Origin of the sequence: Arthrobacter sp. CAU 1506 (assembly GCF_005047635.1) — a bacterium.
Taxonomy (GTDB): domain Bacteria; phylum Actinomycetota; class Actinomycetes; order Actinomycetales; family Micrococcaceae; genus Crystallibacter.
The window spans coordinates 44,250-63,555 of record NZ_SUKC01000018.1 but is presented as its reverse complement, the minus strand read 5'-3'; the positions used below and the strand labels follow the sequence as shown (position 1 = coordinate 63,555).

The following is a 19,306-nucleotide window of genomic DNA, read 5'->3' as shown; positions in this document are numbered from 1 at the left end:
AGCAAATGCACCAACCGTTCCGTTGTCTCTAATCCCCGGACCAGAACCAAAGGTGGCATTTGCGGTATTGGTACTGATCCTGAGGGAGTGGGCTCAAGTTCGGGCACTCTCAAGTTCCGTGAGGCACCGGGCAGGGGAGGGGCCGCAAGCGCATCCAACGTCGCAAAAGGAACCATCCCCTCCCATCGGTATTAATGAAGGCATTTAGGCGAGCCGGAGTCCCGGAGTTGGCCCTGATGAAGGCGGGCTATCACCAGGGCCAGGAGAGTGGGGAGCGGAGAGCGGGGGAGTGCAAACACTTCCAATGGCATCAAAACGAACCTTTCGGGTGATCGGAACTAATGGCGGCATTTGCGCCGCAGTCATCCTGGGACCGGTGTCGTCCCCCGACGCGGTGGGGGCGTGGGCGCAGAGCGGTGCCAATGGAGGGTGCCATACCTTCTCCTCTGTTTGACACCAGCGGAACATAGGGGGATGACAGCTCTCCTCGGGGAACTGATTCAGGCCGCGGTGCCGGCCGCAATTTAGTGACTCGTCCGGGGAGAACGTCTGGCCAAAAAGGAGGCAATGGAAGTAAAGGTTCCTTTCTTTCCATTGCTTCCCGCCAGTGAAGGGGTAGGCCGGAATTTTGAAGGCCATGTCGGCCAGCGTCCAGTCGTCCGGTGGGCCTTCGAAAGTCTCCCAGGGGTAGTCATCGCCGGGGGAGGGGAGGACCGCGCCGGTCGTGAGGCGCTCGGACAGCCACTGGCGCCACAGGGCACGCTGGGCACGGTACCGGTCCAGCTGCTTGGCCACCTCGTCGAGAACACCGAACAACTCGGCGAGCTGCCGCAGCGACGTGGCCGCGACCAACCGCCAAGAGAGATCCCGGCCGGAGCGTTCGGACAGGTTCCACGCAGCCAGCGTCTCCAGGGCCTCGGTGACGGCGGTGCGGCTCAATCCGGTGTGCCGGACTAGATCGGAGGTGGATAGAGGGCCGGAGGAATGCTCAAGTGCCTCGTAGACGAAGGCGGCCGGCATCCCCAACTCGCGGAACACCGGGCGCAGCGAGTGCAGTTTGCCCCTGTCCCAGGCGCGGTTTTCCGCGCCTTCCTGCAGGGATTCCGGAAGGTTCAGGCAGTAGAGGTCTCCGTGGGTTCCCCGGCCTTGGCTGACGAGGACGACCAGCGGATCATTTTCTTCTCGGAGGGCACGCAAGTGGGCGGCCACGGTGGTGTGTTCGACACCGGAGGCCACTGCGAGAGACCGAACACCGAATTCGATGAACCTGCTGCCCGTCATGTGTGCAGCGGCGCCCAAAGCCCGAAGGATCATTCGCTGAGCCATTCCTGCACGGGAACCCCGGTAGCGCTCTTCAGCCAGGACCAGAGCGTTTCTCCAGGTGCGGATGAAGCGGTGTTCGCTGTGTGGCGATTCAGGCAAACCCCCTAGAAGCTGCCCCCCCTGTGTATTTGGCTGGCTTGTGTTGTTTTTACGGGCATCATCTTTCCTATGCCTGTCGGCGATGAATTTGACCGCTTTGTCCCAGTCCCGGCGAAGTGCGGTGAAGCGCTGGTGTGCCCGGTAGCGGGCGTAGAACTGGGCCAGTCCCGGCCAGATGCCTTGCTTCATCCGGCGTTCGACGTCGGTCAGGCTCATCCCGCAGCCGGCAGCTGCGGTCAGGACGGCCTGCCGGGCTTCGGATGGAGTCGCGTAGCGGGAGGTGTCGTAGATGCCGTCCACTGCGGCGGCCAGCATCGTCCGGGACATCCGGCCGGTCCCGGTGGCGGCGTCCGGCAGCTGAGCGGCGGGCCCGGTCAGGGAATGCTCAGGCTCCTCGAGGCGGAGCGCCCTGGCGGCGGCCATCTCGGGAGCCAGGTCGGCGGCCATCCGTTCCCATACGGCGGGGGAGTTGGGCCGACGCACTATGTCGTAGGCCATGGTGAGGCTCATGGCCAGTTTCTGATGGCCGCCGCTCTTGTGAGGGCTGCCGGGTGTGCGGATGCAGCCGTGGCTGATGTTCTGGTGCGGGGACCGGTCCAAGCTGCGGTAGCGGCTGCCCAGGGCTTCGACAAACTCGCGCGCTTCAGTGAAGGTGACGCGCTGCTCCAACGGGATGTAGACGTGACGGCCGCCGTTAGGGGATTGGTCCTCGATCCAGCGGGCGCCGTGTTCGTGCAGCCAAGAGGTCACTCGGTACACGTCGGCAGCCACCCGGTCGACCCCGTCGACGGAAGAGTCGAAGTCCAGGCAGATGGTCCGGCAGGTGCCGTCCTTTCCAAAGATGCGCACGGCCGCCGGTTGCGATGGCAACGCCGGGGTAAGCTCGCGTTCGTGACGCTGGGGGTAGCTGCGTCCGCCGTCCCGCGAGATCCGCACGCGGGGTTGGCCAGCTAGCTCGGAAGCCAGCGCCGCCCAGACGGTTTCCGGGTTGTCCGCGGCAAGATGGTCTCGCGGCACGCCGAAGGCACGGTCTGGCAGCGCGCGAAGGCGCTGATGTACGATGGGGTTATTCCTCTCGTTGGGAGGGGGAAAGAAAGCCCCTTAGGACTTTCGTGCGATTCCCGTGAGGGAACCGTTGGGCTCATCACCTGGTCGCCGGCAAGCTCTTAGGTGTTGAGTGTTGAGTTGTCATAGAAGGCCCGCCTCGTGCGGGCCTTCTTATGCTTTAAGAGACCATGCGGCCGATAGGCAGCTCCTCCTGGCCTGGATGCGCGAAGTCGGAAGGATCCATTGAAGCGAGTTCCTTCTTGATCGTGGCTTCGACGAATTCACTGACGGTGACGCCCCTGCCCTTGGCAGCCCTGACAAGCTGATCGGCAGATTTCACGTCTACGCGGGTGCCAACGAACCGACGCTCGCCCTTACTGCGACGCCCGCCTCCGCGGTTTCCTGTAGTAGCCATGGCTCTCAACTGTCCTTTGAATCTCGTGTCGATCTGTCCGCCTATAGGTGGACGTCCCGGCCGCCTGGAAGGTTTGGGAACATTCCTGCCGGAACAGTCACCGGATCTGCCGGGGCTGATCCTTTAACTGTTTCCAACTACTACGAAATTACCACCGTGTAAGACGACATCCGGGCAACCTGTAAAAGTTTCCGCTTGGGTGCTGCCGCTCCTGCGCAGGGCCTGGCCGGCGGATTGCCGGAGTGATCATGGCACAGGCCGAAGACATGCGTGGCACAGGGGTTCCGTAGGTGCAAATGGTTCCAATTCCCGCAGCACGAAAAACGGGGTCTGAAGGGGTGTTTTGGGCCACTTTTGCCCCGGTTTCCAATGGAAGAAAAGGAACCATTTCCCAGACTTTTCCTCTGCAGGTGGCTCCGGCGGTGTTCGGAGCCCGACGGCCGGCCGGAAACTGCGCATGGAAGGAGGTCAGGACCGGGCCAAAAATCTGCAAAAAAGAATTTTCTTCCGGCGTGTCGCAACCGCGGATACAGCACCCCGGCGGGGGAGTGGGTGCCCTGAAGCCGCCGCCAAACGAGGAAAGGACGGAACCGTGTTGCTACAGTCCGCCAGCTACAGCGGCGGCTGCCAGCCGCGCGCGCTGCGTTGCCGGCTGTAGTGATCCGGACCGCACTACGACGCCGATTGTGGACGGGCCGAAGAGACGGGCGGACTGGCTGTCTACCTCCGGCGTGTCGCCGAGAAGACGCGCAGTCGGGGCGAATGGCGGTGCAGACCTGGTGTAAGCCGAAGGTGGCGCCATCGGGAATGGTCGGCAATCCGTTTCCTCTTCCTGTAGTCGGTGTCTTGGCATCCGCTTGATAAGGTCAGCCCGAGGCGGGCCAGCGCTACTAAGGCCTGCATCTAGTGTAATCAAGTTTGAAACATGTTTCAGACACGTCGCCCACCAAAGCTATCGAAGGGTGAATTTTCTGTGACGCAAGCTCTGCGGTCCCTGCCCGATTTCTCAGCCGAGCAGGCCTTCCACGCCGCTTCAACGGCGTTCAGGTCTTTGGCACTGCCGGGCGGTCTGAGCCTCGATTCGTTGCTCAAAGTCATCGAAAAGATGCGTGGCAAGCGAATCAGGGTTGTCTCGACAGAGAAGCTTGCCGGCACCGCGATCTGTGGCCTCTGGTTGCCAGGCCGGGCCCAGGAGTGGGTGTTTCATCCGCCAACCCCATGGGAACTTCAACGACAACAGTTCATTCTTCACGAACTTGCGCACATGATACTTGGACACGATGCGCTGCCAGATGCAGGCACTGTCCTGAAGGCGGGCCTGCGGGGACTTTCCCCAGAGATCGTTCGGAGGGCCCTCATGCGCACGGAGTTCAGGACTCTGGAAGAGGCGACCGCGGAGTATCTCGCCGATTTACTAGCAGATGCGCTCCGGGTTGGCCCCGGCGAACCGGGCGCTTTCGAGCAGGTCTTCGGCTGATGGAACTCCTTGCTGCTGCACTAATGGTCGCGCTTACGGCGATTGTCACGGCTTCCAGAGGTCAAGGCAAAGACACAAGCATCCTCTGGGCGTCAACCCTGATTTGCATCTCAATGGTCCTGAACGTCGACGCCGTATTCATACTTGTCGACGGCTGGTTTGGCGGGAGGAACTACGCGGACCTGGCAGCGAATCTACTTCTCTTGGTTGGTGTCTATTTCCTTGCTCGGGCCATTCATCGAGCCGCTTCGCCCGCATCCGCGGGCACGAGAGCGTCGTACGACAAATGGGCTAAGTGGGGCCTGGTCATTGCCATATCCGGGACGGCGGCAATGTTCCTACGGATAGACGCCCCTGTCACATCGACGTCCTTTATGCGCGACTACGGCGGGCAGTGGGCAGCCGGCTCTTACTCCGCTGTCCAGTACATCTACGTTGGAGCTGTTATGGCAGCCGCAGGTTGGACCTGCATCCGGTTTCGAAGGGCCTGGACGACCGGGATCTACAGCGTGGCGTTTAATCTGATAGGCCTTGGCTGCGCGGCCGCAGTTTTGCTAGTCATCGATGTACTCCTGCTCGATGCACTACACGTACTTGGTGCAACGGACTCGATGGCCACACTGTCCGCGGTCTACAACATGTTGAACTCAGCCACATTTATCCTTCTTTGCACAGGCTTGGCCCTGCCTCCTGCAGGACGAAAACTCACAACCCTCTATGAAACTGCGAAGACCACCTCAGTTCTTGAACACTTGACACCGGTGTGGAAGAAAGCAATCGACGGCAACAGCGGACTGACCTTGGACCGCGGTGTGGTTCCGAGGCGGACCAACCGTGGGCGCACGGAACTTCACCGAATGATCGTCGAGATTCAGGACGCCTTGGCCCGTGACCCCTCAGCGGGCAAGAGGATCGGTGCTGAGGGTTTTAAGACACTAACCCAGGCGTCCAATCATCTCGAACGGCTGACATGGCGCCCTCACTGAAGGCGGTTCTTTGGGGTGCCGTGCTGATTGTCACAGCCCCGATCCTTGGCTCGGTCTTGGCCGCCCGAAAGGCCACGTCAGCGACTTACGCGCGGCGCTACGACATTTCTCCCAGCTCCATATCTGAGGGCGAAATAGAACTTCCCGCAACTGAGCAAACACTCACGCCGGGCGAGTTCGGTCTGCAGCTTGAGACCGGCGGCCCTCCTGTTGTCATCGGGCAGATCCTTTCGACCCACCACGACAAAGTCACGAGGCGTCTCGTTTGGAGCCCCGAAAGTTTGTCTCTGGATTCCAGAGGGAGGTGGAGCGGGATTGTCGCCATCCATCCCACAGCGGACAGTGCCGTTGATGCAGTTGTCGAGACACCCATAGGAGAAGCCCCGGCTTGGGTGGTCAACGGGGGAGCTTCACGCTGGGCCCTTCACGTACACGGTCACGGGAGCGATCGGACGCAAACACTGCGCGGGGTTGAGACTGCCACCCGCATGGGTCTCAGTTCTCTCGTGATCTCATATAGGAATGATGGCGACGGGCCCCGCTCGGGCGATGCGCGATCACATTTGGGCGAAGCGGAATGGCTCGATCTCGAAGCCGCACTTCGGCTAGTTGCGGATTTTGGCGGAACGGAATGCGTGATATTTGGTTGGTCCATGGGCGCAACCATGGCTTTGGACACCCTACGGCGGTCGCCCTGGGCAGGAATGATCAAGGGGCTCGTGTTGGTCTCTCCGGTCCTGGCCTGGGAGGACGTGCTGCGCGCCAACGCACGCCGCCAGCGATACCCACAATTCCTAGGCTCATTGGTGACTCTGCTCCTGGCGTCCAAGGGTTTCAGCCAGCTGGTCGGTTTGAATACTCCTCTGGACATCCGGAACTCGGATCGCGCCAGGATTGAAAGTCCACTGAACACTCCCACCCTGATCCTCCACAATAGAAATGACTGGTCGGTCCCGTTTAAAACGTCTTCCCGCTTCGCGACCACCCACAAGGGCATGGTGGAGCTCATAGGGTTCGACTGCACCGGGCACACTCAAGAATGGAATTCCGACCCGGTAGGCTGGGATCTGGCAGTTCGCCGATGGTACGAAAATTTATTCCCCACGGGTCGTGAACGCGCTACGGCAGAAAGCCAAGGAATTTGAATGGGGCTGAATTGATGGTTGGCGGAGGCACCCCGCGGGATCGGCTCGAGCGGGCAGAAACACTAGCCCGCAAGGTGAATCTCCTTCTCGACGTCGTGGTCGCCGAAGGAGGCGAGCCCTACGAGTTTGCCGACATTCAAGCGGGCGTACGGGAAAACGGATACGTGCTCTCTCGTACCCGCTGGTGGCGGATACGATCCGGTGAGTCGCCTGAAGCCGTGCCCAGAGAGGCGCTGGTCGCCCTCGCCAAATTCTTCGAAGTTGATCCGGCCTATCTGACCGAGGAGACGGGCGAACTCCCCGAGCGGATTGAGCGAGAGCTGCAACTCCTGAAGAAAATGCGCAGAAACAAGCTCAAAAGCATTGCAGCCAGGACCCTTGGCGACATCGACTCAAAGACCCTCGATGCCATCAACGCTCTCTTGGACGACGTGAACGCCTTCGAAAGCGAAGATCCCCAGTCGGACTGAATCATGTTTGAAACATGTTTCAGTCCTGCTACTGTGGAAGCGTGCCCATCACAGTCAGCAGCATCGCCCAAGGCAGCATCGCCCAAGGTCGGCTATCTCTTTACCGAGGACGCGCCCTGCACCAATCGGGCTCAGTTTCCTTCGACGTAGCTGATGTACTCCCTCGCCAGTCCACGCAGCCGCGCCAGCTGAACGGCATAGACGACATCCCTACCTTGGCGCATTCCAGGGGGCGGGTCAGTCTGCACCAGGCCAGCCTTGGACAGGGCATCGAGGTGCCGGTTGAGGCTGGGGCGGCTGATCTCCATCGCAGCCTGGAGGCGGCCGATGGCCGACGGGCCCAGGATGGCCAAATGGCGCAGAATCTGGGTCTGAGCCCGATTGCCAATGACGCCGATCGCAATCTCAACCTCGCCGGGAAGCACTGGTCGAATGAGGTTTGGCATGCGTCCATCTTGCCTGATGTCTCGGCAGCTAAAGATTCGCACCTTTGCCCCACTTTATTACTAAGCAATAAGGTACGAGTTCCTTCGACGGCGTTAAGCCCATCATGAAGGCCCCGAAGCCGCTCACCGGGAATGCCGTCGCGGTTCCCTTGCTGTTGTTCGGCCTGATCTTCTCCGTCCTCCTGCTCGCACCCGGTAAGCCTGCTGCGGCTGACTGTGGCCCGGCTGTCTCGGTGTCCGTGGACGCCAACACTAAGGTCGATGGCTACAGCCAAGAGCAGTTGAAGAACGCCGCAGCGATCATGGGTGCCGGTAAGGCCCTAGACCTGTCCGTAAAAGGCCAGATGATCAGCGTCATGGTGTCCCTGGGGGAGTCGGGGCTGCGCGTCCTGGACTACGGCGACGGGCCGGGACCTGACTCGCGTGGTTTATTCCAGCAGCGAGACAACGGCGCGTGGGGCTCCTACGCAGACCGCATGGACCCAACCATCAGCGCCACGAACTTCATCAAAGCCTTGCAGAAGGTTGAGGGCTGGGAGCTGTTGGAGCCGACCCTTGCCGGGAACAAGGTCCAGCGCAACGCAGACCCGTACCACTACCAGAAGTACTGGCCCGAGGCCGTAAAGCTCGTCCAGGGGCTCTCGGACGGGAAGTTCTTACTGGAGGGCAGCGGCTGCGCCATCCCTGGGAATTCCGGTGCCGGGGATGACTACCCGTGGAAGGACTCTCCCACTTGGATGCAGGTGGGAGCCGGATCTGCCGCCGCGTCGCCGCTGGGCATGTTTTACCGCGAATGCGTGGACTTCGCCCTTTGGCGGGTGAACCAGCAGATGGGGTCGACCAGCGCACCGTTCAAGTTCCTCAACAGCAACTTCCGTCCGGATGGGCAGGGCCTTGGTTCGGCGCTGATGTGGAAGGCCGGCTGGGATGCCAAGGGCTGGCCCACCGGTTCCGTTCCTCGTGTCGGGGCGGTTGTCTGGTACGCGCCTGGGGTCGGGGGAGCGGATGCGAACTTCGGCCACGTCGCGGTGGTCAAAGCGGTCAAAGACAACGGCACCTACGTCGAAGAGGGCTACAACGGCAACCCGCCCCCGGATGACCACAACTACTACACCCGGACCGTCAGCAGCGATGTCCCTTCAGCCTTCCTATACCTGCCTACCCAAGAGGAGAGAACGTGAAAAAGTCTCTGGCCCTCATTGCGGTGGCCCTGCTCTGCGCCGCGTGCGCCCCGGCGGCGACCACCACGTCTGCACCGGCTGAAACCACGACAAGCACGCCTTCCGCACCGGTTTCGTTGAGCGCGGGCAGTGGCCCGCAGGCTCCAGGGGGCACGGTGCCGGCCACGATCGGCATTACCTGGGATCAGGCAAGCAAGGACGCGGCCGTCGACGTTGCTGAGAAGGCCATGGCGGACTTCGCCCGCCCGGGCGTGGAGGAAAAGCAGTGGGCCAACGACCTGGCCCGTTGGCTCACGCCGCAGGCCACCGCCGATTACTCCGCCGTGGATCCCGCCAATGTCCCCGCCACTAGGGTCACTGGCCCCGCGACGCTGACGGTCGATGAGGCGAACGGCTACGGCGTTATGGCAGCCGTGCCGACTGATGCAGGGACCTACACCGTGCAGCTGCTGCGTACAGGCCAGGAGGCCCCGTGGAAGGTCAACCGGCTCACCCCGCCCACGTCCTAAGCGCACGCACCTCGCCAACCCCGTCAACGTAAGGAATCAGGTTTCATGAGCACCCCTCCAACAGAGGTCCTGGCCTTCCCGAACATCAAGGCCATCATCAGCGACAACGGCACAGCCGAGGTCACCGTCGCAGGAAACTCCCGCCTCGTCCCTGCAGGGCAGACGCTGCAGGACCTGCGCGACAACGCCCTGGCCCTTGTCGTGGCCGAAGCCAGGACGCTGCAGCGCCCCGTCCGCGTCCGCATCGAAGATCCCGAAGGCCACGGCGAACTGATCGTCCACCCGGGCGGCAACGTCGAATCCGTCTCCTACGAGCCCCGGCCCGGCCGCCGCCGGACCGCCGCACCCGCCAGCACGCCCGCTGCGGCCGCCGCCGAAGTCACCGACACCACTCCAGGGCCAACGCCTGCGCTGAAGGCTGAAGCTGCCCAGCCGACGGTGGAACGCCACCCGTGGCCGCCCCTGGCCGGGGAGACTGCGTTGGCCGAGGACGTGGCTCCGGCCGCCGAGGCACCGCAGCAGGCTGTTGCAACCGACGCACCGGTGACCCGACGCAGCTTGAAGGAGACCTCCTTCCTGGTGAGCGCCCCGGTGCTGGAGCCAGCCACGCAGGGCTGGCGCGGGACCTTGACCCGCCTGGGCTTCCGGATGGACCCCTCAGAGGAGGAGCTGTCCGAGCGTGAGGATATCCGCACCGTCAGCCAGCACTGGCCCGGCCCGCGGACCATCGCCGTGGTCAACCGAAAGGGCGGGGCCAACAAGACGCCCACGGTTGTGATGCTCTCGGCGATCCTTGCCCGCTACAGCGGCGCCGCAACCGTGGCATGGGACAACAACGAATCCCAAGGCACCCTGGGATGGCGGACCGAGAAAGGCGCCCACGACCGCAGCGTCCTGGACCTGATCGATTCCTCCACCAAACTCCTGTCCCCGTCCACGAACGCGGCCGAGATCGCCAAGTTCGTCCACCACCAGACCGCCGACAAGTTCGATGTGCTGCGCTCGGACGAAAACGAAGAAGGCGACCACGAAGTCACCGCCGAGGAAGTGGACATCGCCCACCAGGTCCTCACCCGTTACTACCGGCTGGTCATCATGGACTCCGGCAACACCGCCAGGGCCGCCAACTGGCGGCGGATGATCGACCACACCAACCAGCTCGTCGTCCCCGTGACCGCCATCGAGGACCGTGCAGAAGCAGCCCGGCTGACGCTGCAGACCCTCGAATCCCGTGGTGGCCACGACGCCGAGCTGGCACGCAACGCCGTCGTTATCGTCTCCGAATCCACCGACGCCAAGCGCAGCATGACCGGAGACGCCCTCAAGCGCGCCAAAGCCGAGGCGCAGCGGATCGCGGACGGCTTCGAACCGTTCGTGCGCGCCGTCGTCCGTATCCCGTACGACCCCGCCCTGGTCAACGGGCCGATCCGTTACGAAGCGCTCCAGCCCGCGACCCAGCGGGCGTGGCTCGCGGCAGCGGCCGCTGTCGCCAAAGGCTTCTAGAACGATCCCTACGAAACATGAGAGTTGAGAGGAGGACCATGCAACAGACCCTGAACCCCTGGGTCACCCGCCCCACGGCGGACGATCCGGCTGAGGAAACCCCGGCTGCGGCTGTCCCCCCGGCGGCGGTCATCAGCAGACCGCTGCGGGGCATAGTCGAGCCAGACGCGGCAGACCGGTTGGCGTCCCGCAGCATGGCCGGCACAGCCCACCTCTGGGTTGTTGGTACCCATGGGGGAGCGGGTGAAAGCCGGATCGCTGACCTCATCGAATCTGCCCGTTCCACGGATCATTGCTGGCCTGTCCTCCCCGGCGGCGGCAGTCCGCAGGTGCTGCTGGTCTGCCGCGCAGACATGCGCGGCCTGACAACTGCCAGGAACGCACTCACCCAATGGGCGTCAGGTGCTGCCCCGCAGGTCGACCTGCTCGGCCTCGCCGTCCTGGCAGACGCCCCGGGAAAGACACCCAAAGCGCTTCGGGACTTCACCGCCCTCGTAGGCGGCGGGGCGCCACGATTCTGGGCTCTGCCCTGGGTGGACGCCTGGCGGCACACGGACACCACAGCGCTGCCGGCCGTCCGCGAATACCAGCGCTTCATTACCGACGTGGCCGCCCTGGCCACGGCAACCAACAACTGAAAGGTCTCACCATGAACACGTTCACTGCACTCTCAACCAGCGTCATTCCCAACCCCACCCCCGTCGTCCCCGCGCAGGCCGGCGGCCTGTTGACCATCCTGAACTGGGCCTCCGGTATCGGCCTGGTCCTCGGCGTCCTGGGCGTCATCATCGTCGGCATCGGCATGGTCATCCAACTCCAGCGCGGTGAAGGCGCACAGGCGATCGGCAAGCTCGGCTCGGTCCTCATGGGCTGCATCATCATCACCGGAGCCGCGGGCATCGTCCGCGCCTTCGTCTAAGCCAGCACCATCAACGGGAGGTTCCGTATGAGCCAGTCAACAGAGAGCACCACCGAAAGCAATCCGTTCACCAAACCCGGATTCATCATCGCCGCAGTGCTGGTGGTTGCGCTGGTTGCGGCAGGGATCGTCATCTTCCTTCTCCCCAAGGGGCAGAGCGATGCCCGCCCCATACCGGACACAGCGGAATCCGCCTCAGCTGCAGCAAGTCCCAATCCCGCCCGTGCAGACAAAAGCATCTGTGGGCTGCCTTCTTCATCTGACACAGCCCTAGGAGCGGCTCCCCAATCCAAGTGGGAACTGGTCGGCCGCATGGCTGCACCGACTGAGCCCACGACTTCCGGCCCAGGTTTGACCGACACCAGCGGCTTCCGTTCATGCTTTGCACACTCACCGACTGGAGCACTCTATTCTGCGGCGAACGCCGTCGCTCTCGGTTCCTCCGCTCAGGACGAGGTCAAGCTCGCGGAGCGGCTACTGGTACCGGGCGCTGGCAGGGACGCGGCCATCAAGGCTGCGACAACACGAAGTTCATCGACCGAATCCAGTCAAAGCGCACAAATCAGGGGCTTCATCCTGAAGTCCTACAGCCCCACTGAGGCCGATGTTGATCTGGCCTTTCAGCTCCAAAACGGTGCCTTGGCGCACAGCGTCCTCTCGCTGCGGTGGGTGGACGGAGACTGGAAGGTTAAAGCCTCAGATGATGGCCAGATATTCACTGGCACCGCCCAGCTCACCGATCTGAGCGGCTTCATTGCCTGGTCTGGGGTGTAAGCGATGGCTGACTGCAAACTGGGTGACATCACGTGTGTTGCCGGCAACGTGGTATCAGGAGCCGTGGACGACGCTATAACCAACCTGGGCAAGGCCATCACTGAAGGCATGAGCCAGATGGTGACGACGTTATCCACGTTCTGGGTTTCCATGCCGACCGTGAACCTGACCAGTGAGGACGGGTCAGCAGCGAGTCCCGTGGTATCCGCCGTGAACAGTGAGCTGATGCCCTGGACTCTGACTCTGGCCGTCCTTGCGGTGATTATTGGCGGCATCCGGATGGTCTGGGAACAGCGCGGCGCGCCCCTAAAGGATTTACTCCGGTCACTTCTCACACTCACCCTGGTTTCAGGACTAGGTCTGGGAGTCATCGCCATATTGGTGATCGCAGCCGACACCTTCGCGGCCGCGATCATCCAGCGGTCCACGGACGGTAAGGGTTTTGCCGAGGCAATGAATGGCCTGGTTATGACCGGTCAGAGCGGTATCGCCCAGTTCATTCTGATCGTTCTGGGCCTGGTTGGATTGCTCGCATCTTTGGTTCAGATAGTGCTGATGGTTGTCCGCAGCGGCATGCTGGTGATCCTTGCTGGCATCCTGCCCACCACCGCCGCATTCACGAACACGGAAATGGGCAGGCAATGGTTCCAAAAGGCCGTCGGCTGGACCATCGCCTTCATTCTCTATAAGCCGGCTGCCGCCATCGTGTACTCGGTCGCGTTTCTACTGATGGGCAACACCAGCGGCCGTGACGCTCTGGTGGGTTCCATCAGCGGGTTCACGTTGATGATCGTGGCATTGTTCGCGCTTCCAGCCCTGATGCGGTTCGTCACCCCCATGGTCGGAGCCGTTGCCGCTGGCAGTGGGGCAGCGGCAGGAGCCGCCGTAGGTGCCCTTGCCACCGGGGCTGTGTCAATGGGCCGAGTTGGCAGCGGACGCGGCAATGCAGCGCCCACCCCAGCCAGCACCAGCAACACAACCAACACGAACACAGGCAACTCTCCCAAGGGCAGTTCCGGACCTTCAGGCCCCCGCGGTGGGGGAGGGCAACCAACGCCTGGCTCTTCGAGTCCGCGGGGAGCCGCCGGCACCGCAGGCAAAGCGGGACCAGCAGCACCGGCCGGAGGTACTGGGGCCGCGACGGGAGCCACGGCGACGGGCCCGGCCGCCATGGCCGTAGCCACCGGCGTACAGGTGGCGTCCAGGACGTCAGAGGCACTCAAGACGACCGCGCAGGATTCAACCGGGGAGGGCCCCAGTGGCAGCAATTAACACCGAATACAAGGAACCGTCCTACGGCAACTGGCGCGTTCCGCGCTCAGCAGGTCTGGCGAACCTGGGCACTATTGGCACAGCGATTGTCATGGTCGGCCTCCTGCTGGGCATCGTCAGCTTCGCGATCTGGGGCCTTCTCGTTGGCCTGGGAGTTCTGGCCGCGGCCGGGACCGCTGCCTTGTTGCTGACGGTCAAGGACAAGCACGGTCAGTCCGTTATCGACCGCTTCGGCACCCGGATGAGCTTTCGTCTTTCCAAGTCCTCTGGAACGAATCTGTACCGTTCCGGTCCGCTGGGCGTGACCGAGTGGGGCATGTACCAGCTCCCAGGGCTGGCTGCGAAGTCCACTCTTTACGAGTTCACCGACTCCTACAAGCGCACCTTCGCCATGCTGCACGTCCCGGCCACCAGCCACTTCACCGTGGTCTTCTCCACCGAACCCGACGGGGCATCGCTGGTGGACCCGGAGCAGGTTGATGCCTGGGTCGCTAACTGGGGCGGCTGGCTCGCCGGTCTGGCCGACGAGGCCGGCCTGGACGCGGCCGCCGTCACCGTGGAGACCGCCCCGGACTCCGGCTACCGGCTGCGGAATGAGGTCACGTTGAATATCGACCCGGACGCCCCTCAGTTCGCCAAGGACATGCTCCATGAGGTCGTCGAAACCTACCCGGAAGGATCAGCCACGGTCCGCGCCTGGGTGTCCCTGACCTTCAACGCCTCCCTGCGCGCGGGCTCGAAGAAGCGCACCCCGGAGGATGTCGCCCGCGACCTGGCCTCGCGGATCCCGGGACTGTCGGCCCGGCTGCAGTCCACCGGGGCCGGGATCGCCCGGCCCATGTCCGCGCAGGAACTTTGCGAGGTCGTCCGGATCGCCTATGACCCGCCCGCAGCGCTACTCATTGATGAGGCCCACGCGGCCGGCACCCCGGTGTCGCTGACCTGGGGCGAGGTCGGCCCGACCGCGACGCAGGCCAGTTGGGACGACTACCGCCACGACTCCGCGTTCTCTGCCTCCTGGACCATGACCGGTGCTCCCCGCGGGTCCGTGAACTCCTCCGTCCTCTCCCGGCTTCTGGCCCCGCACGGGGACATTGACCGCAAGCGCATCTCCCTGCTTTACCGTCCGATGGACTCCGCCCGTGCCGCAGCGGTAGTTGAGCGGGACCAGAACAACGCCAACGTCCGCATCACCTCGGGCACCCGGCCGACAGCACGGGCGCTGGTGGATGCCCGCTCTGCTGTGCAGACCGCCCAGGAAGAAGCCCAGGGCGCCGGTCTGGTGAACTTCGGCATGGTCGTCACCGCTACCGTCACCGACAAGGAACGCCTGCCGGACGCCGTTGCTGCCATTGAGCAGACTTCCGGTACCGCACGCGTGCTGCTGCGCCGCGCTTACGGCTCCCAGGACACCGCGTTCGCGGCGTCCTTGCCCTTGGGGCTGGTGCTGCCCAAGCACAGCATGGTGCCGTCCGAGATTAAGGACGCCCTCTAATGGCCCGCCTGAAGCTTTTGACAGCAAAGAAGTCAAAGACAGTAAAGACAGCAAAAGCACCGGCGGACGAGACGCTGAAGCGCCCTGCACGGGAAGCTGGCCCTGGCTCGCGGGGCTGGACCGGACGGGGCGGCGGCATGGCCCAACTCCTGCCGTCCGTGCGGGAGTACCGGGGAACCACGGTTCAGGTCTGCGGGCTGTGGCCGTTCTCTTCGGGTGCATCCTCTCCCATGATTGGGGTGCCGCTGGGCCGCCACGAGGAAACCCAGGCAACGGTGTGCTGTGACCCGATCAGCTGGTTCCAGCGCGCACGGCTGATTTCCAACCCCTCGGCCTTCATCCTCGGCAAACCCGGCCTCGGAAAATCCACGGTGGTGCGCCGGATGTTCATCGGCCTCTCCGCCCAAGGCGTGCACCCGCTAATCTTGGGCGACCTCAAAGGCGAGCACGTCAAAGCCGTGAAGGCCTTGGGCGGGCAGGTCATCAAGCTCGGCCGCGGCGTCGGCTACCTTAACATCCTCGACCCCGGCCAGGCCGTCGAAGCGGCCCAGCTGCTCGAGGCACACGGCCACCACGAAGCCGCCACCCGGGTCCGGGCCGACGCCCACGGCCGACGCCTGACCATGGTCGTCTCCCTCATCACCATCAGCCGGAACAACCCGCCCACCGATCAGGAACAAACGATCCTGGACCGGGCACTGCGGGTCCTCGATGAACGCTTCGACGGCATTCCGGTCCTGAAAGACCTGCTCGATGTCATCGTCTCCGCCCCCGACGAACTGCGGCAGGTCGCACTGGACCGCGGCGACATGAACATCTACCTGCAGGAAACCCGGGCGCTGGAAGCAACGCTGCTGGGCCTGACCGGGGGAGGAAAGCTCGGCGAAATCTTCTCCCGTCAGACAACTAACCCGATGAAGCGGGACCGCGCCGTGGTCTTCGATGTCTCCAGCATCGACGAAACCGAAACCGATCTGCAGGCCGCCGTGCTGCTGGCCTGCTGGTCTTACGGATTCGGAACCGTGAACGTCGCCAACGCCCTCGCCGACGCGGGCCTGGAACCACGCCGGAACTACTTCGTGGTTCTGGATGAGCTGTGGCGGGCCCTGCGCGCCGGGAAAGGCATGGTTGACCGGGTCGACGCCCTCACCAGGCTCAACCGCTCCGTCGGCGTCGGACAGATCATGATCTCCCACACCATGTCCGACCTGCTGGCCCTGCCGGCCGAGGAGGACCGGATGAAAGCCCGCGGCTTCGTCGAACGCTCCGGCATGGTCATCTGCGGCGGCCTGCCCGCCTCAGAGATGCCTCTGCTGACCTCCGCGATACCTCTGTCCCGGCAGGAGCAGCAAAAGCTCATTTCCTGGCAGGATCCGCCCGCGTGGGACTCCCGCGGTGTGGACGTCGAGCCGCCAGGGCGTGGGAAGTTTCTCATCAAGGTCGGCGGCCGCCCGGGTATCCCGGTCCAGGTGGGGCTGACCTCGGTGGAGCACGGCCCGGATGGGGTCAACGACACCGACGGGAAATGGCACGGCTCCCCGGAACCGATCATGGACCCGACCGCACCCGTCCTGCCGACTGAAGGAGGCTCACTGTGAGCGCACCGAACCGCAAAGGCATGGGCCTCGGGGACGCCATCCTCGTGTGGCTGGCCATCGGCTTTATCGTCGTCTTCGGTGGCGGCACGTACGCCGCCGCGCAAATCGGATCCTGGATGGCCGGCATCGAGGCACCGCCGGCCCACCCGGTTGACCTGATCGTTGGGCTCATTAAGGGCAAGGTGCCCTGGCCCGTCCAGTCCACCGTCGTCGTCTGCGTGCTGGTGGGGTTAGTTCTGGCGCTGGCCGTCGTCGTGCTGGTGGCGTGGCGGCAGGGTGCGTCCAAGCGTGCCCGGGTCGACAAGGCCGCCCGCTACCTGGGCCGGGGGAAGTCGCTGGCCGCGTTCTCCGAAAAGGGAGCGCAGGCCAAGGCCGAACGGCTGGGCATCAAAGACAACCCCGGCATCGTCGTCGGCAAGGTCGTTTCCACCGGCCGGAAATTCGTCCAGTCCTGGGAAGACCTCAGCCTCGACATCTGGGGACCCCGAACAGGTAAGTCGACCTCCCGGGTGATGCCCGCCATCCTGAACGCACCCGGCGCCGTGGTCTCCACGTCCAATAAGCGCGACGTCGTGGACGGCACCCGTGGCGTCCGCGAGGCCACGGCTCCGGTGTGGGTGTTCGATCCGCAGAAAATCGCCCAGGAGGAACCTCACTGGTGGTGGAACCCGCTCTCCTACGTCACGGACGAAGAGAAGGCCTACAAGCTCACCCAGCACTTCTCGGTCGGTTCGCGGGTCCCGGGGTCCAAGCCGGATGCCTACTTCGATCCCAAAGCCGAAGACATTCTTTCCTCGTACTTCCTCGCGGCAGCGCTGGGCGGGCTGGCCATCACCCAGGTCTACCTGTGGGTGACGGAGCAGGTAAACCGCGAACCCATCAACATCCTCAAACAGCACGATTACGAGCTGCAGTACAAAGGTCTGGAGTCGACGCTGGAACTGGCAGACAAACAAAGGGACGGTATCTTCGGCACGGCCGAGAAAATGATTCAGTGCCTCAAGAGCAGGAACACGCTGCGGTGGGTAGCCCCGACCCGCGGCGCGGGCGTGGCCGCGGATAGGCGCCGCCGGTTCAATCCGCACGCGTTTGCTGCCTCACAGGAGACGATTTACATCCTCTCCAAGGAAGGGGCCGGCTCGGCGGCCCCGCTCACCACCGCCTTGACGGTGGCCATTGCCGAGGCGATGGAAGAACGCGCCGAGCGCAGCGGCGGCCGACTGCCCAAGCCTGCACTGTTCGCCCTCGATGAGCTGGCGAACGTGGTCCGCTGGGCCGGGCTGCCTGACCAGTTCAGCCACTACGGTTCCAAGGGCCTGATCGTGATGGGCATCCTGCAATCTTGGTCCCAGGGCGTCGAACTTTGGGGCGAGGCGAACATGCGCAAGATCTGGTCCGCCGCGAACGTGAAGGTTTACGGCGGCGGCGTGGCTGAAGAGGGATTCCTCCGGGCGCTCTCGGATTTGGTCGGGGACTACAGCTACATCAATGTCTCTGTCTCTTCCGGCAAGTCCGGGTCCAGCCGCTCCCGCCAGGAGGGCAAGGAACGCATTTTCGATGTCTCCAATCTCGCTGAGCTCGACCGCGGCCGGGCGGTGGTCCTCGCTTCGGGGGCGCCGGCAACGCTGGTGCGCACCCTGCCCTGGTACACGGGCCCGCACAAGGAAGCCGTGGAAGCGTCCGTCCGGAAGTACAGCCGGCAGCCCGAAGTTGAGCCAGTCCCGGTCCCGGCCGTGCCGGACGCTAATCCCTGGGTCACGAAGTAAGGAAGCGCCTCCCTCGTGGAAGATGATTTCGGATTATTCGATACCGACGCCCCCGCCCCCGCTGCCAGCCAGAGCGGGGACGGAAAGGCCGGGGAGACAGCGGAGCTTGTCTACGGTTCGGCCGAAGAATTCCTGCATGAACAGCTGCTGCCCACCTATGTCCGCAGCGTCACCGGGAAATCAGCGAAATGGTGCATCGAGTGGTACTTCCACCCCGAAGCAGTCTCACGTGTTGCGGCGATGTGGCGATCCTGGGAGCACCTGCGCCTCGATCCGGCCACCGGCATGAGTGTCTGGTGGCGTGACCATGCAGACCACCACATGAGGGTCCTCCTGGACCCACAAGGACCGTTCTACAACTGCGATATGAAAGAACACCGCGAACCCCAACACCTGGAACCAAAAAAAGCCCCGGAAGATTGGTTCCCAGACGTGCGGGTTCAGGAGAAGTAGCTCTGGCAGAACCAGGTGACTCTAAGCTGTCGATGGTTGGGGGCAATCCGGGTTATCCACGGCTGGAAAATCGGAAGCCGTTGGGGAGCTCCCTCAGCAGCAGCGGTGGATACCCAGCAGGATTGCCCCCGGTTGTTGGCAGCTGGCCTCTACCCTTGGCCCCCCAAGACACCCGGCAAAAGTGAACAGGCTGTTGCACCGTTGCCGAGCACCCTCGCCGGCAGCTTCGGTGGGGCCGTCCGGTTTGTATCTAGACTCTTTGGCGAATAACCCCGCATCAATAGCCCTGCATCCCAGCAGCCGCGCGGGAGTTGTCTCAAGAAAGACTTTCCAACCTGTCAGCAAAAAATTTACTATCACCACCGGTACCGCTGGCGCGGGTCCAAGGGGGTATCCCCCGCTGGGGGGCAAGTACGCTTCCATGATCG

General features: G+C 63.5%; 18 protein-coding genes. 15 read left to right on the top strand and 3 right to left on the bottom strand.

Annotation, left to right across the window (positions count from 1 at the left end):
• Positions 1–204: 204 nt before the first annotated feature.
• On the bottom strand, positions 205–2,439 hold the full coding sequence (locus E4J89_RS17010) for a MarR family transcriptional regulator (RefSeq protein ID WP_346763393.1): 2,235 nt from the start codon (positions 2,437–2,439) through the stop codon (positions 205–207).
• A gap of 208 nt (positions 2,440–2,647) precedes the next feature.
• A complete protein-coding gene (locus tag E4J89_RS17005; protein WP_136787409.1) occupies positions 2,648–2,884 on the bottom strand; it encodes a hypothetical protein in 237 nt (78 codons plus the stop codon).
• A gap of 925 nt (positions 2,885–3,809) precedes the next feature.
• Here E4J89_RS17005 and E4J89_RS17000 point away from each other — a divergent pair.
• The 4 genes from E4J89_RS17000 to E4J89_RS19815 all read left to right on the top strand — a co-directional run bounded on the left by E4J89_RS17000 (position 3,810) and on the right by E4J89_RS19815 (position 6,962).
• Complete coding sequence (locus E4J89_RS17000) at positions 3,810–4,361, top strand: hypothetical protein (RefSeq protein ID WP_136787408.1); 552 nt, start codon at positions 3,810–3,812, stop codon at positions 4,359–4,361.
• Positions 4,361–5,347 (top strand): hypothetical protein, encoded by a 987-nt coding sequence (locus tag E4J89_RS16995; protein ID WP_136787407.1) that lies wholly within the window; start codon positions 4,361–4,363, stop codon positions 5,345–5,347. Before E4J89_RS17000 ends, E4J89_RS16995 begins: the two co-directional genes overlap by 1 nt.
• A gap of 653 nt (positions 5,348–6,000) precedes the next feature.
• Positions 6,001–6,492, top strand: coding sequence for a hypothetical protein (locus tag E4J89_RS16990; protein WP_136787406.1), 492 nt, complete (start codon positions 6,001–6,003; stop codon positions 6,490–6,492).
• A 74-nt stretch (positions 6,493–6,566) separates the two neighbouring features.
• Positions 6,567–6,962 (top strand): hypothetical protein, encoded by a 396-nt coding sequence (locus tag E4J89_RS19815; protein ID WP_240691954.1) that lies wholly within the window; start codon positions 6,567–6,569, stop codon positions 6,960–6,962.
• A gap of 131 nt (positions 6,963–7,093) precedes the next feature.
• Here the strand turns inward: E4J89_RS19815 and E4J89_RS16980 are convergent, their stop codons facing one another.
• Complete coding sequence (locus E4J89_RS16980) at positions 7,094–7,408, bottom strand: MarR family transcriptional regulator (RefSeq protein WP_136787405.1); 315 nt, start codon at positions 7,406–7,408, stop codon at positions 7,094–7,096.
• A 104-nt stretch (positions 7,409–7,512) separates the two neighbouring features.
• Between E4J89_RS16980 and E4J89_RS16975 the strand changes: the two genes are divergently transcribed.
• From E4J89_RS16975 to E4J89_RS16925, 11 genes are all read left to right on the top strand, one after another.
• Entirely contained in the window at positions 7,513–8,589 is a 1,077-nt protein-coding gene (locus E4J89_RS16975; RefSeq protein ID WP_136787404.1) for a CHAP domain-containing protein, read from the top strand.
• Entirely contained in the window at positions 8,586–9,098 is a 513-nt protein-coding gene (locus E4J89_RS16970) for a hypothetical protein (RefSeq protein ID WP_136787403.1), read from the top strand. Before E4J89_RS16975 ends, E4J89_RS16970 begins: the two co-directional genes overlap by 4 nt.
• Positions 9,099–9,143: 45 nt before the next feature.
• The gene (locus E4J89_RS16965) at positions 9,144–10,601 is read left to right on the top strand and encodes a chromosome partitioning protein ParA (protein ID WP_136787402.1); all 1,458 of its coding nucleotides are present in this window, start codon (positions 9,144–9,146) and stop codon (positions 10,599–10,601) included.
• 38 nt (positions 10,602–10,639) lie between these two features.
• Positions 10,640–11,239 carry a DUF6668 family protein gene (locus E4J89_RS16960; RefSeq protein WP_136787401.1) on the top strand — a complete coding sequence of 200 codons (600 nt, stop codon included), beginning with the start codon at positions 10,640–10,642 and terminating at the stop codon, positions 11,237–11,239.
• An 11-nt stretch (positions 11,240–11,250) separates the two neighbouring features.
• The gene (locus E4J89_RS16955) at positions 11,251–11,520 is read left to right on the top strand and encodes a hypothetical protein (protein WP_136787400.1); all 270 of its coding nucleotides are present in this window, start codon (positions 11,251–11,253) and stop codon (positions 11,518–11,520) included.
• A gap of 27 nt (positions 11,521–11,547) precedes the next feature.
• Positions 11,548–12,294, top strand: coding sequence for a hypothetical protein (locus E4J89_RS16950; protein WP_136787399.1), 747 nt, complete (start codon positions 11,548–11,550; stop codon positions 12,292–12,294).
• A gap of 63 nt (positions 12,295–12,357) precedes the next feature.
• Positions 12,358–13,566, top strand: a complete 1,209-nt coding sequence (locus E4J89_RS16945) for a hypothetical protein (protein ID WP_240691953.1) — start codon at positions 12,358–12,360, stop codon at positions 13,564–13,566.
• Positions 13,553–15,061 carry an SCO6880 family protein gene (locus E4J89_RS16940; RefSeq protein WP_136787397.1) on the top strand — a complete coding sequence of 503 codons (1,509 nt, stop codon included), beginning with the start codon at positions 13,553–13,555 and terminating at the stop codon, positions 15,059–15,061. The genes E4J89_RS16945 and E4J89_RS16940 overlap by 14 nt, the downstream gene beginning before the upstream one ends.
• Entirely contained in the window at positions 15,061–16,659 is a 1,599-nt protein-coding gene (locus E4J89_RS16935) for a DUF87 domain-containing protein (RefSeq protein ID WP_205754524.1), read from the top strand. The genes E4J89_RS16940 and E4J89_RS16935 overlap by 1 nt, the downstream gene beginning before the upstream one ends.
• Complete coding sequence (locus E4J89_RS16930) at positions 16,656–18,425, top strand: type IV secretory system conjugative DNA transfer family protein (protein WP_136787395.1); 1,770 nt, start codon at positions 16,656–16,658, stop codon at positions 18,423–18,425. The genes E4J89_RS16935 and E4J89_RS16930 overlap by 4 nt, the downstream gene beginning before the upstream one ends.
• Positions 18,426–18,440: 15 nt before the next feature.
• Entirely contained in the window at positions 18,441–18,878 is a 438-nt protein-coding gene (locus tag E4J89_RS16925) for a DUF4913 domain-containing protein (RefSeq protein ID WP_136787394.1), read from the top strand.
• Positions 18,879–19,306 lie beyond the last annotated feature (428 nt).